Source organism: Novipirellula rosea (genome assembly GCF_039541335.1).
Lineage (GTDB): Bacteria > Planctomycetota > Planctomycetia > Pirellulales > Pirellulaceae > Novipirellula > Novipirellula rosea.
On the sequence record NZ_BAABGA010000022.1, the window covers coordinates 39,666 to 52,811 of the forward strand.

At 55.1% G+C, this 13,146-nt stretch carries 10 protein-coding genes; 7 read left to right on the forward strand and 3 right to left on the reverse strand.

The window, feature by feature from the left end; genetic code table 11:
• Position 1: 1 nt before the first annotated feature.
• Positions 2 to 823, forward strand: coding sequence for a hypothetical protein (locus ABD971_RS08495; RefSeq protein WP_345321169.1), 822 nt, complete (start codon positions 2 to 4; stop codon positions 821 to 823).
• A gap of 95 nt (positions 824 to 918) precedes the next feature.
• Positions 919 to 3,024 (forward strand): cytochrome c3 family protein, encoded by a 2,106-nt coding sequence (locus tag ABD971_RS08500; RefSeq protein ID WP_345321171.1) that lies wholly within the window; start codon positions 919 to 921, stop codon positions 3,022 to 3,024.
• Positions 3,025 to 3,260: 236 nt separating this feature from the next.
• On the opposite strand, the gene ABD971_RS08505 is transcribed toward ABD971_RS08500, so the two are convergent.
• Positions 3,261 to 4,220: an SMP-30/gluconolactonase/LRE family protein gene (locus ABD971_RS08505; RefSeq protein WP_345321173.1), complete on the reverse strand. Its 960-nt coding sequence runs from the start codon at positions 4,218 to 4,220 to the stop codon at positions 3,261 to 3,263.
• A gap of 224 nt (positions 4,221 to 4,444) precedes the next feature.
• Here ABD971_RS08505 and ABD971_RS08510 point away from each other — a divergent pair, with 224 nt between their 5' ends.
• Complete coding sequence (locus ABD971_RS08510) at positions 4,445 to 4,876, forward strand: 6-pyruvoyl trahydropterin synthase family protein (RefSeq protein ID WP_345321175.1); 432 nt, start codon at positions 4,445 to 4,447, stop codon at positions 4,874 to 4,876.
• Between the two features lie 85 nt (positions 4,877 to 4,961).
• Here the strand turns inward: ABD971_RS08510 and ABD971_RS08515 are convergent, their stop codons facing one another.
• Positions 4,962 to 5,321 (reverse strand): hypothetical protein, encoded by a 360-nt coding sequence (locus ABD971_RS08515; protein ID WP_339942009.1) that lies wholly within the window; start codon positions 5,319 to 5,321, stop codon positions 4,962 to 4,964.
• Between the two features lie 290 nt (positions 5,322 to 5,611).
• On the reverse strand, positions 5,612 to 6,481 hold the full coding sequence (locus ABD971_RS08520) for a DUF1559 family PulG-like putative transporter (RefSeq protein WP_345321177.1): 870 nt from the start codon (positions 6,479 to 6,481) through the stop codon (positions 5,612 to 5,614).
• 462 nt (positions 6,482 to 6,943) lie between these two features.
• Here ABD971_RS08520 and ABD971_RS08525 point away from each other — a divergent pair, with 462 nt between their 5' ends.
• From ABD971_RS08525 to ABD971_RS08540, 4 genes are all read left to right on the forward strand, one after another.
• Positions 6,944 to 7,903 (forward strand): PfkB family carbohydrate kinase, encoded by a 960-nt coding sequence (locus tag ABD971_RS08525; RefSeq protein ID WP_345321179.1) that lies wholly within the window; start codon positions 6,944 to 6,946, stop codon positions 7,901 to 7,903.
• 149 nt (positions 7,904 to 8,052) lie between these two features.
• Positions 8,053 to 10,266 carry an HAD-IIB family hydrolase gene (locus ABD971_RS08530; protein ID WP_339942006.1) on the forward strand — a complete coding sequence of 738 codons (2,214 nt, stop codon included), beginning with the start codon at positions 8,053 to 8,055 and terminating at the stop codon, positions 10,264 to 10,266.
• Positions 10,247 to 12,253 (forward strand): amylosucrase, encoded by a 2,007-nt coding sequence (locus tag ABD971_RS08535; protein ID WP_339942005.1) that lies wholly within the window; start codon positions 10,247 to 10,249, stop codon positions 12,251 to 12,253. The genes ABD971_RS08530 and ABD971_RS08535 overlap by 20 nt, the downstream gene beginning before the upstream one ends.
• 7 nt (positions 12,254 to 12,260) lie before the next feature.
• Positions 12,261 to 13,115, forward strand: coding sequence for an HAD-IIB family hydrolase (locus ABD971_RS08540; protein ID WP_345321182.1), 855 nt, complete (start codon positions 12,261 to 12,263; stop codon positions 13,113 to 13,115).
• Positions 13,116 to 13,146: the final 31 nt, after the last annotated feature.

Genomic DNA, 13,146 nt, shown 5'->3' on the forward strand with positions numbered 1-13,146 from the left:
TATGAAACCGATTCATTTTCGCACACGACGACGGCTTTCTGTGCTGGTCACATTGATCGCGATCGCGATCGTTGTGATGGTCAGCCGTTGGCAACAGGACCGGCTTGGGCACGCCAGCTACTTTACGGGATTCACGCTGCTGGCGACACTTTGTCTGTTGATGCTGTTGGGCGTCCGCCGGCGATTGCCGGTATTGCCGCTGGGTAACGTGAGCACGTGGACTCAGATCCATCTGTATAGCGGAATTTTCGCTGCGGGGGTGTATGCCGTCCATGTTCCCGCACTCATCGCCGGAGGCCAATTTGAATGCACATTGTCGATTCTGTTTTTGCTGGTGTCAGGGAGTGGTTTTTACGGCCTGTACGCAAGTCGTACGGTGCCGCGTCGATTGACCGCGGTGCCGGGCGAATTTCGTTTCGAACAGATCCCATGGCACCGCAACGAGATTGCGGCGGCCGCAGGTCGGTTGCTCGATGGGGCCAGCGAAGAGGCAGCGATGGCGGTGCTGAATGCGTTTTATCGCAAGGTGCTGAATCCCTTTTTTGCTTCGTCGCCAACGTTTGCTTATGTGATGATTCCGACCGGACACCGGCGACGTCGATTGTTGTCGGGTTTGCAAGAGCTCGATCGTTACTTGGAACAAGAATCACGATCGACCGCTGGTCAATTCGCCGCGCTCGTTCGCAAACGCGATGATTTGGATTATCAGTACGCGTTACAGTTCCGTTTGCGTTTGTGGGTAGTGGTGCACAGCGTGCTTTCGTTGCTGTTGTTTGGCGGTGCAATCATTCACGCCGCAGTGGCGTTGCGGTTTACGATGTAACCGAGCGCCGCCCCCCCGATTCCCAGTCGGCGTGTTGATGTGATTGATCACCCCTGTTCGCCCGACGATTCACCCCGCTCACGACGTTCCCCACGATGCCTCGCGAAAACGTTCACCTGCCGCCGCCGCCCGCAATCGACCGTCCTGGGGATCGATGGGTCTGTGGCGTTCATGCATCGGGAAAAAAATGTGCTGCGGGACCCACCGGACTGGGGACGTGCCCGTTGTCTGAACCGTGTTGTCCACGCCGCACGTGGTTGGGACGCCGCAAGGCGGTTGGGTTAGTGGTGATGGGGATCGCCGTTGCGGCGTTGTTTCTGTACAGCCGCGAAGGCTACGTGTCGCAGTTTTTTAAACCAGGCGAATTGACGACGCCGCATGCCCAGATCTTGGCTGGCACGCTAAACGAAAAACGCTGCGCCGCCTGTCATACCGAAGCGTCGATGTCGCCACAATCGTGGTTCGCACGCGGCGGTGTCGGACACGATCATGTTTCGCAAACTGATCGCTGTTTGGATTGCCATCACAGCACGATTGATCGTCAATCGGCTCGCTTGGCTCACAACTTGCCCCGCGAAGCGCGGCAACAAATTCGATCTCTTGCGCTGCAATCCGCTTCGCAGACCCCGTCCAGTCTGGTTCGACATTCCGTCGCCACCCCCGGCGTGGATCCGGAACACGTACAGTGTGCTGCGTGTCATCGCGAGCATCGCGGCGCCGATGCGAATTTAATGATCATGACCGACGCCCAGTGCCAAACCTGTCACAGTCAGCAAATAGGCAGTTTCGCCGACTCGCATCCGCAATGGAGTGATTGGCCGTACGGACGAGGCGGCAGGATTGCATTTAACCATTCCTCGCATGCAATGAAGCACTTTCCGGCGACCCGCAATGGGGATGTCGCGACCGAGTTTCGTTGTTTGGATTGTCACGTCAAAGACGAGAATCACGAATTGAGTCGTGTGGTGCGATACGAGTTCGCGTGCCAATCGTGTCATGACGATGCGTTGCGTTTGGAATCGGATCATGGAATCGAGCTGTTTGCGCTGCCCACGATCCCCGAACCGCAAACGCATGAAATGGAATCATGGCCAGTTGCCGCTACGGGGTTTTATGACGGCACCGTCGCTCCGTTGTCGGAGCTGTTTCTGCGTCACGATTCCGAGGTCGCTGCGGCGCTGCGAAAGATCGAATCACGAGACTTTAGCCGCGTTAACGCCAACTCGCGTGATCAGCCGGCTGCGGCCACCACGATTGCGGCGGCACATCGTCGTTTGCTTGCCGATGTGGCTCGGAAAGGACAGGCTGCGATGATTGAGCGTGCCGAGGCCTCTGCGGTCTCGTCTACGGCACTGACAAACGTGATCCGCTCGATCCCACCGCAAATGTTGTCCGACACTTATCGCATGTGGTTTTTGAACCGCGTGGACCCATTGGCAAATTCGATCCCCCGTCAGCGAGCAAAACAGGTGTTCCGGACGGTCGCCGCACAACACCAACGCCCTCAGGGCGATCGGTTAGCCGGCAACCCCGCATCCTCGCCCGGCGACGATCTGTTGCTTGCAGACGAATCGGGGAGCGATGGCTCGCTGCTCGGAGGTGACGACTTGTTGGAAGACGACTTGCTCGGTGGGGATTTGCTCGGTGCAGGTGATGATGATCTGCTTGGTGAGGACCCTCTTGCCAAGGATCCTTTAGCGGTCGATGCGGATACGCCCAGTCGAGGTTCTCAGGAGGGTGGCGATCGTTTTGATCCCGACCGCATGTTGATCGCAGGCGGGTGGTACCGCGACGAGTTAAAGATGGCGATTGTGTACCGCGGCAGCGGGCATGCTGATCCCGTGGTGCGTTCGGCCATCGAATCGCTGGCGACGCTACCTGCAAACGATCCGATTCGCCAACGGATGCTTGCCAATCGCACGGTGGCCGCATGTATCGGCTGTCATCCGGCGGCCTCCGACGGCGTCGGGAATTGGACCAGTCCACCGCTGGTGGGCCAGGGGCGGACGTTTACCAAGTTCTCGCACCGACCGCACATGAACATCGCCGGATTGACCGACTGTGTGCACTGTCACCGCGTGGGGCAGGATGACCACGATTTCGAACCGCTCAAGCTCGAGTCCTGTGCAACGTGTCATACCAGCCACGGTGCAGGCGAATCGTGCACGAAATGCCACCGCTACCACGTCGATTCGTTCTAGCGATCGTGGGATAGGCTTCTAGCCTGTCATCAAGAGCAATCGTCTTCCGTAGCGAAAGTCGCGAAGACTTTTGTCCGTACTCGCGAAGGCCGGATCAAGCCGCAGTAGCGGCGTCGATCCGGCATGAGTCGCTCGGGATGGTGAATACGTTGCCCGAAACCTGCTCCGCTTCGTTCCCAGTCTACGGTTCATCACGCGTGAATCGAATTCGATCCATCACAGGATGGCAGTCTGTGCTACGCAGGGTAAAGCTCGTTGATCGGACCACCATGGTCGGCGATATCGGTTTCCGCTAAGAATAATTGGCCTGCATTAGGACACTTTGCCTTGGCTTCGGGAGCCATGTTCTCGACCGCGGTCGTGATCACCAATTGGATCTTGCCATCGTGCCGCACCAGTGCGGGACAAGTGTTTTGCGGTGACCCCGGAGTTTGCCACTCACAAATAAGGTCGCCCGAGGCGAGGTCGTACATACGAGTTGTTCCAAAATCGGCGACGTCCGGCAAGAACATCGAAACGATCACGTGTTTGCCATCAGGCGTCAGAATCGCTCCGTCTGGGACCGCGGGATCGTCGGTCAAGTCGATGACAACGGTCGGCTCGCCGAGCGTCGCAGCGTCAATGTCCAAGCTGTAGCGAACGATTTGGCGAGTCGGTGAATCGATGTCATACAGATGGAGTGTGCCGTCGTCGCTTTTGACAATCGATTTACCGTTACTGCAAATTTGGTCGTCTCGCAACCGAATCAATTTCGAATCGCGGCCTCGATACAGATACAAGCCTGCTTTTTTGGTGGCAAATTCGAGGTCTTTGGTTCCAAACACCAAGTTGTTTTCATAAAAAGTGCCGTCATTGATGATCGTGTTGGTCACGTCACCGTCAATCCCTTCTTGAAACGCTTCGAACGTGCCGGTCGCGGTGTCAAAGAAACCGAGCGAACGCTCGCAACCGACCAGGAATCGGTTCGCGGTCGTACAGGGAAACGCAAACCCCGGTCGTCCCGGTAGATCAAACGATTGGTTGGTTTGCGTCGCCAGATCGTACAGATTCAGCGATCCCTGCGTCGCATCGGCACCGTGTTGAATTCCGACCCACGAGAATCGACTGTCGCGCAGCGCGAATGGGCCTTCGGGCAAAAATCGCAATGCATCGGTCGTCGGAACGCTCAGTGCGGTAGCTTGGCGAGTTTCAGGCATGATGGATGACTTGGGGTTTGCGGTGGATGATGGATTCAGCGCGGATCGTTCCATGATCCGGTTGATCGCATAGTGTGCCATTTTCTTGCTGGCGAAGAAACCAGGCCGATTCGCGAGAATGGTGACATACTCTATGATGCCTCAAGTAGAAGACACCCCTATTGCAATTCATCCTGTTGCGAACCGCGGCACGGATTCGGTATCGATTCGAGGAAGACATGACGATGTCATTGAGCATCATGCGGCGATTTACGTTCTGTGCCGGCCACCGCTTGGTCGGTCACGAAGGCAAATGCCAAAACCTGCACGGACACAACTATGTGGTCGAAATCTATGTCACCGGTCACGAGCAGGATTCCGTCGGCCGTATCCTCGATTTCAAACTGCTCAAAGAGCGATGCAAAGGATGGTTGGACGAAAATTGGGACCATTCATTCATTCTGTGGGACCAGGACGAGAATGGGCTCGCCGCGATCCGCTCGTCCGAACCGCATCGCATTTATGAGTTGGCGTCCAACCCGACTGCCGAAAATATGGCGCTGCACCTATTGAACGAAGTCTGCCCCAAAATCCTGGCGGGGACTGGCGCCTCGGCCTTCAAAGTCCGCTTGTGGGAAAGTGAAGAAACGTGTGCCGAAGTGGAATTGGACGCTTAGAAAAAAAATACGGCTAATCCCGCCGAGTGGACTCTTGGGAATTAGCCGCTGAGTGAACTGATCTCGTCATGAAGTAGCCGGATCGTCAGAAGGCGTTGACGTTGCTGGTCACCCCTTTGCGAGTACTCACCGTCTTAGGCTTAAAGTCTGCCTGTGAGGGGATATCCCCTTGGTTTTTCAGCGTGCTGAAGACTGTGTGATTACCATCTTTCAAATTCTTGAATTCCGTTGACTCGCCAGGATTCAAAATGCGTCCGCCTAGTTTGACAAATTTGTCTGGGGTTGCATTTTTCAGAGCGTCGCTCGGGTCGACTGTCACGTACGCGATCTGACCGCTGCCGTTATGGAAACGGATTTTTCCGAGCTCTTTACTTCCACCGCCGCCAGCGGTTGCAACCGAGGGGACAGCGAAAGCGATCAACGCAGCAAGGCATAGCTTATACATTTGTGAACTCTTTGTTGTTTTGTGAACCATGGATGGAAACTAGCAGTAAACACGATGAGGGGCACCAAGGTTGCGTTGTGAATTTGTTTGCTCGACTTTGTTGCTAGGGGTGTCAAAACACAGTGTTAACGAACTTGAGTAGCGGTTAACAAAACTCACGCGGCATCGATGGTGGTACAGAATTCAGGCCGGTGCAAACTCCTTTCAAAACGGTCGGGGGTGGGGAGGATGGGAGAGGTCGGTTGGAAGGGGCGAGGTGAAGGGCGGAATCGCGTCTGAACGTCCAAACATTAATGTCCAAATACTTCATTGACGGGTTCGTGTCCGTAGCGAGAACACAAGGCGCCGATTAAATTTGCATCGGTTGACTCGGTCAAAAATTTGACGGCTCCGTCGGAAAACGCGACCTGTGCTCCGCCCGGGTGAAAGCTAAAGATCTCGCCGCTGTTGTCGATATTGATGCCACCGTTGTCGTGCGAGATTGTGTTGCGTCCATCTGCCCACAAACCGTACGCCTCGGGAAGCCGGTCGACGACTTCGCCCAAGAAGATCGTGTAACTTGTGCCGTCGATAATTTCGGGTAGCGAGACGGGATTCAAACGCTTGGGCGTCGAGGAGATCAAAACTCCGTTGTTCAAGTCGATACCCGGCTGAGCTCGCTCGGACGCTAGTGCACTGCCCATCACTGCGGCGTAATCGGTATCGCCCGGATTGTCGACGATCGACGAGGGGCAGCGAAATGTGGGAATAATCGTGGCGGCAAGTTCTGCATTCCGCGGGTAGGCATCCCAGACAAGTTTGCGATCGTACGACACGGCAATCGCCGATTGTTCGATGTGAGGCAAAATCGCGGAACACCACGACTGATTGCGCTGCTGTAAGCGATCATTTCCAAGTGGCAGCGTGTTGAACGTTGCATGGAATTGGTGCAACCCGAGCGCCTGTTGATGCAAATGATTCGAGCACTGTGTACGCCGGGCCGCCTCGCGTGCTGCTTGAACACCGGACATGCTGAGCGATAAAAGGACACCTATAATGCTGATCACGACCAGCAGCTCGACCAGGGTAAATCCAGCCCGACAGCGCGTCGCAACGACGCGGTATCCGCTTGGATTGTCCCGCGTATTGGGTGACGAAAAGTTGGACGTTCTGGGTGCCATGCTTGCTAGACGCGTGCTGCGTCTCTCCGTGCGTTGTCCCCGATCGGTCCCCCGCTGGCGTGCCGGTGGGGGTGACGTTGTACCTCTGTAAGTTGTATCGTGGGTGTTCGAGATGGCAAGTCAACGATCGCACAAATTTCTATTGTTCGAAGCAAACGGCCTAAGAATTTGCGGTTCTGCTCAAGTGTGGAGATCCGCGAACGGGGGCGCATGATTTGCTACGATCATTTGCTAGTAAACGAGGGGGGCCGAACCGGGGCGGGGTAACGCAAATACCGTGTTCGACACTCTCAAACATCGTTTTGCCCACTGCAAGGGATCATCGTGTGCTGGGCTTTCTCGAGGACGCGAGAGAGTAACGAAATGGCGATTGCACCGCCCAATTTTTGTCGCGATTCGCATTCGTTTCGCAAATCCGTACAATGCATGTTCAAAATTCACCGCCGAGCTCGATAGGATCGAATGACTTCTCACGCCCCCAAAACGAGTCTTGAGTTTCGAGGTTCGCCACTGATCATTGGCGAAGTGCTGCTCGATCATTTCCCCGACGGACGCAGTATCCTTGGCGGGGCTCCCTTTAATGTGGCATGGAATCTGCAGGGGTTGGGCCGCAAACCGACGTTTGTTTCGTCGGTGGGCGATGATCCTGAGGGAAAACAGATCCGCGAGCGGATGGCAGATTGGGGAATGAAATTGGATGGATTGCAGACCAACCCGCAACATCAAACGGGAGCCGTCCAGGTCACGCTCGAAAATGGCCAACCGTCATACGACATTGTTTACCCACGCGCTTACGACTTTATTGAGCCTCCGCAGGTGAGTTCAGCAAACGCTGGCACCGGCAGGCAAGAAGCGGGGGCATCGTTATCGATCGATGATGCACATTCCATTTTCTATCACGGCACATTGGCGTGGCGAGCGCCTCAGACACGTGACACGCTGAAGTACTGGATCGCAAACTCGACCGCATCGCGGTTCGTGGATATCAATATTCGCGAGCCTTGGTTTGATTCGAAGTGGTTGCCGGAACTGCTGAGCGGTGCGGATTTCATCAAGCTGAATGATGAAGAGTTGGCGGGGATTTCCGGCTTGCCGTGTTCGTCGGAAGACGAAGTTCGCCGCGCGGTCGAGAAAATCTCAGGTCAATACGGTAGTTCGGCGGTTTACTTTATTACCTGTGGATCTCGGGGGGCATACGCGATCACGCATGACTGTGCGTTTTTTGCAGCGGCGCCAAAACCGGAATCGATGGTCGATACCGTCGGGGCGGGCGATGGATTTGCGGCCGCCACGATCGATGGCATTTTGGCTGGGATCTCTTACCAACAAGTGATTGAACGTGCGGTACGTTTTGCGGCCCGTATCTGCGGTCTCCGCGGCGCCACGACCACCGATGAATCGGTTTACGAGCTCGATCAATGAGCCACGTGGCCCGGCGGTTAGCAACCGAAATCAAACATCAAAACCAACCGAGCGGCTCACGCCGCTTCGCGACGAAAAAATAATCCCCAACGACATCATCGCCCCTTTTTTTAAGTTGTTCATTTCACTCCAACAGAAACGTCAAGGTTATGCCTGAAACGAAGACTGAAGAGCCTAGCGAAACTGCGAGTTCACGATCCCGCCGACTACTCGATCGAGAAAACGGACTCAAGATCACATTGATCAGCTTACATGGATTGATTCGTGCTCACGAACCCGAGCTTGGATGTGACGCGGACACCGGAGGTCAAGTCATTTACGTCCTCGAACTCGCTCGCGAGCTTGCTTCGCAACCGCAGGTTCGCGAAGTGGAATTGTTAACGCGGCAAATTATTGACCCCAAAGTTTCGGATGATTATGCACAACTGGAAGAAGAGATCAGCGAAAATGCCAAACTGATCCGCATCCCGTTTGGGCCGCGACGCTATCTCAAGAAGGAAGCACTTTGGCCGTACGTGGACCATTTTGTGGACCAGACTTTGGTGCATTTTCGTCGCACCGGAATTCCGGACATCATTCACGGTCATTACGCTGACGCTGGACTCGCCGGAGCTCAATTGTCGCGGTTGCTGCATGTGCCATATATCTTCACCGGCCACTCGCTGGGGCGGGTCAAGCGGCAGCGATTGTCGTTGAACAAAGATAACCTCGAATCACTGGATCGGCGTTACAAGTTCTCGCTGCGGACCGAGGCAGAAGAGATTGCGTTGGAGACTGCGTCGATGGTCGTCACCAGTACGACGCAAGAGGTTCAGCAGCAATACGAGTTGTACGATCACTACGTCCCATCGCGGATGGAGGTCATTCCACCAGGCGTTGATCTGTCTCGCTTTGCGCCCCCCGCGGCCGATTGGCCGCGGCCTGCGATCGCTGATTCGCTGGACCATTTTTTGCGAGATCCGAACAAGCCCATGATTCTGACCATGGCGCGGCCGGACGAGCGTAAAAATCTAACCAAGCTGGTCGATGTGTATGGACAAAGCGAGCAGTTGCAAAAGCTCGCCAATCTCGTGCTGATCATGGGCTCGCGTGACGACATGTTGGACCTGCCCAAGGCTCAGCGTCGCGTGCTCGATAGTGTGCTGCACCGGATCGACAAACACGATCTGTATGGACGGGTAGCCTATCCGAAAACACACTCGCCAAGCGATGTGCCGGAACTGTATCGATTTGCGGCCCAGGGCAAAGGGGTGTTTATCAACCCCGCGTTGACGGAGCCGTTTGGTTTGACGTTGTTAGAGGCTGGCGCGACAGGGTTACCGATTGTGGCGACCAACGATGGCGGGCCTCGCGATATCATCGCGAATTGCAGTAATGGATTGCTGATTGACCCGCTCGACGACGAGATGATCGAAAAAGCGTTGCTGCGAACGTTGACCGAGCCGGATCAGTGGGAGGCTTGGTCCAAGGCGGGAATCGAAGGTACGCGTAAGCATTATTCGTGGAGCAATCACGCGCACCGCTACCTGCGTGATTTGGACGATATTCTCGAGCATTCCTCGGTGCCCGCGCTGGTCAGCGCCCCACGGGCGCGTCGTTTGCCTGAATTTGACCGGTTGATCGTTACCGATTTGGACAATACGTTGTCGGGTGATAACGAGGCGCTTGCCGAATTTGCGGCGATGCTTGAGCAAAATGACCACATTGGGTTTGCCATCGCCACCGGCCGGCGGCTCGACAGTGCGATGGAATTGATCGAGCAGCTCGGGCTGCCACGTCCCGACGTGATCGATACTGACGCCGGAACGCAGTTGCACTACGGCAAAAAGTTGACTCCCGATCGCAGTTGGCGAAAGCAGATCGATTACGCCTGGAAGCCGGACGAAATTCGCAAGGTGTTGGATGAAATCCCAGGTTTATTTCGACAGGACGACTCGCATCAGTCCGAGTTCAAAATAAGCTACGAGATGGACACCAAGGTGGCGCCATCGACGATGCAGATCAAGAAACATCTGCGGTCCGCTGGATTACGTGCTAAGGTTCTGTTGTCATTGGGCATGTATCTTGACATTATCCCCGTCCGTGGCGGCAGCGAGATGACGATCCGCCATTTGATGTGGAAATGGGGCTTTTCGGCCGAGCATGTGTTGGTCGCTGGCGACAGCGGAAACGATGCTGGCATGCTGCAAGGCCGCAGTCTGGGGGTTGTTGTCGCCAATTACAGTCCTGAATTGAACCGACTTCGCAACCATCCTCGAATTTATTTTGCCGAACACTCGCACGCGCGAGGCATCATCGAAGGCATCGAGTATTACAACTTTTTAGAGAATATCGTAATTCCCAATGATCAGATCGAATCCTAAAGGAATCCGCAACGGCAGCATCGTGTCGCACGCCAGCGGACTCTCTTACGAAGCCGATCTCTCGTTACGACGCTTGTCGCCTCGGTTGCAAGCGTTTTGGGATAGCCGGGATGCCGATGAAGAGCTGCGTCACGAATTCGGACTGCGGCTGGTCGACAATTGGGAAGAACTCTTTGCGCTGTTGTATCAGCTGTATGGCACACGGTACGACTTCTTCTATCATCTCGAACAGATTCTGATCACGGCGGCCGAGGCTTGGTTGGACCGTCCGGCCGAGCTGCGCGAACTGGATCGCCACCGCATTAATGAACCCGATTGGTTTGTTTCGGAAAAGATCGTGGGGGGTGCGTTGTATGTCGATTTGTTCAGCGAGAATCTTGGCAAGCTCGCCGATTCGATTGACTATTTCAAAGAGCTTGGGCTGACTTATCTGCACCTGATGCCGTTGTTCGCGGTTCGCCCCGGCGATAACGACGGCGGTTATGCGATTAGTAATTATCGCAGTGTCGATCCGCGGCTTGGCACCATCGATGACTTGCGTAACTTGGCGACCGAGCTTCGCAAGGCTGGCATTGTCTTGGTGCTGGATTTTGTTTTCAACCACACCTCGGATGACCACGATTGGGCCAAACATGCGCAATCAGGTGACCCCGAGTATCAAAACTTTTATTACATCTTTCCTGATCGCACGCTGCCCGACCAATACGAGCGGACGCTTCGCGAGATCTTTCCCACCGTTCGTCGCGGTAATTTTACCTGGCACGATGGGATGCAAAGTTGGGTGTGGACCACATTCAACAGTTTCCAGTGGGATTTGAACTACAGCAATCCGTCGGTGTTCCGTGCGATGCTGGAAGAAATGTTCTTTATCTCGAGCACCGGCATCGACATTTTGCGGCTCGACGCCGTGGCGTTTGTTTGGAAACAAATGGGCACCAGTTGTGAGAATCTGCCCGAAGCTCACACGCTGATTCAAGCCTTTAGCCGACTCGCCCGCATTGCGACACCCAGTTTGTTGTTCAAATCCGAAGCGATTGTGCATCCCGATGACGTGGTGAAATACATCAGTCCCGAAGAGTGCCAAATTTCGTACAACCCCACGCTGATGGCGTTGTTATGGGAGTCGCTCGCCACGCACGAAACCCGTTTGTTGACGCGATCGCTGAGCCATCGCCACAAATTGCCCAAGCACACCGCGTGGGTTAACTATCTGCGTTGTCACGACGACATCGGGTGGACGTTTGACGACGCCGATGCTGCGGCTTTGGGGATCAATGCCTACGACCATCGCCAATTTCTGAACCAGTTTTACACCGGCCAATTCAAAGGCTCATTCGCCCGCGGCGTTCCTTTTCAAGAGAACCTCGAAACCGGCGATATGCGAATCGCTGGCACGCTCGCCTCATTAGCGGGACTCGAGCATGCGATCGAAGAAGGCGACGAGAACGAAAAAGAGATGTCGATTCGCCGGATGCTGTTGCTGCAAGGGATCACGCTCAGCATCGGTGGCATCCCGCTGCTGTATTTGGGCGAAGAATGGGGGATGTTGAACGATTACGATTTCGTCAAAGACCCTGCCAAGGCCGGCGATACCCGCTGGGTGCATCGGCCGCGAATGCAGTGGGAATTCTTGCACGAACTGAATGACACGATCGCTTCGGGCAGCGGTTCGATTCGCAAACGCATCTTTCGATCCCTGCAAAAATTGATCGCAACGCGAAAGGCGTTGCCCGCGTTGGCGGGGCAGCAAATGGAATTGGTGGCGACCGGCAACGTTCATCTGCTTAGCTTTATCCGCATCAACGAGAGTTATCGATTGATCGTGATCGCGAACTTTACCGATCAACCTCAGTCGGTCGATGGCAACCGATTACGAACGGTTGGTCTCGGACGCTTCTTCAAAGACGCGTTGACCGATCGTGAATTCGGAACCAGCGAGGATATCGTGTTGGATGCTTATGAAACTTTGTGGTTGATGCGAGTGTAAATAAAAAATGGATTTGAAAGTACTGGCAACCGACTTGGACGGCACCTTCATTCCGCTGGAGGATCACGACGATAATCGACGCGATCTGAGCGAAGTCCAGCGGTTTTTGAGCGAGCACGCGATGGAGTTGCTGTTCGTTACCGGACGCCATTTTGCATCGGTCCAAGACGCCATTGCCGAGCACGCGTTGCCGTCACCCGAGTGGATCATTTGTGACGTCGGAACGACGATCATGCGCCGCGTTGATACTGGGGCCCAGGTCGATAATGGGGCCCAGGTCGATACGGGATCATTGCCTGGCGAATCGATGCAGCGGGTCCAGGCGTATCACGACGATTTGGCGGCGATTGTCGGCCCGATCGCGACAACGGATCTAATCAAAGAGTTTTCTGGGATCGCGGGGACGCGGGTTCAAGAGCCTGAGAAACAGGGGCCGTTTAAGCTCAGTTATTATGCCGACGCGTCGCATTTGGAATCGATCGTCGACGGGTTTCAGCAGAAATTGGAACGAATCTCGGCGCCTTATTCGATTATCGCCAGTGTCGATCCCTTTAACGGTGACGGATTGATCGATCTGTTGCCGCGGGGTGTTTCGAAAGCCTACGCACTGCGTTGGTGGGCCGAACACATGACGCTGCGTCCCGAGGCGATTGTATTCGCCGGAGATTCCGGTAACGATTTAGCCGCGTTGACGGCTGGATACCGAGCGATTGTGGTCCACAACGCATCGGACGAATTGAAGCAGAATGTCAGCGAGGCACATCGGCGCGCCAACACCGCCGACTACGTCTTTCTCGCCAATCAAAAAGCGACCAGCGGCGTGATGGAAGGTCTAAAGCACCACGTCACAAAGGTCCGTTAGTCTCTTCCCGTCGTCGTGAAAGTCGCGAAGA

What these genes read in the sequence shown, in the direction of transcription:
- ABD971_RS08530 (WP_339942006.1), top strand. Translation starts at nt 8,053, where the DNA reads ATGCCTGAAACGAAGACTGAAGAGCCTAGCGAAACTGCGAGTTCACGA.
- ABD971_RS08535 (WP_339942005.1), top strand. Translation starts at nt 10,247, where the DNA reads ATGATCAGATCGAATCCTAAAGGAATCCGCAACGGCAGCATCGTGTCG.
- ABD971_RS08495 (WP_345321169.1), top strand. Translation starts at nt 2, where the DNA reads ATGAAACCGATTCATTTTCGCACACGACGACGGCTTTCTGTGCTGGTC.
- ABD971_RS08510 (WP_345321175.1), top strand. Translation starts at nt 4,445, where the DNA reads ATGTCATTGAGCATCATGCGGCGATTTACGTTCTGTGCCGGCCACCGC.
- ABD971_RS08520 (WP_345321177.1), bottom strand. Translation starts at nt 6,481, where the DNA reads ATGGCACCCAGAACGTCCAACTTTTCGTCACCCAATACGCGGGACAAT.
- ABD971_RS08500 (WP_345321171.1), top strand. Translation starts at nt 919, where the DNA reads ATGCCTCGCGAAAACGTTCACCTGCCGCCGCCGCCCGCAATCGACCGT.
- ABD971_RS08525 (WP_345321179.1), top strand. Translation starts at nt 6,944, where the DNA reads ATGACTTCTCACGCCCCCAAAACGAGTCTTGAGTTTCGAGGTTCGCCA.
- ABD971_RS08505 (WP_345321173.1), bottom strand. Translation starts at nt 4,220, where the DNA reads ATGCCTGAAACTCGCCAAGCTACCGCACTGAGCGTTCCGACGACCGAT.
- ABD971_RS08540 (WP_345321182.1), top strand. Translation starts at nt 12,261, where the DNA reads ATGGATTTGAAAGTACTGGCAACCGACTTGGACGGCACCTTCATTCCG.
- ABD971_RS08515 (WP_339942009.1), bottom strand. Translation starts at nt 5,321, where the DNA reads ATGTATAAGCTATGCCTTGCTGCGTTGATCGCTTTCGCTGTCCCCTCG.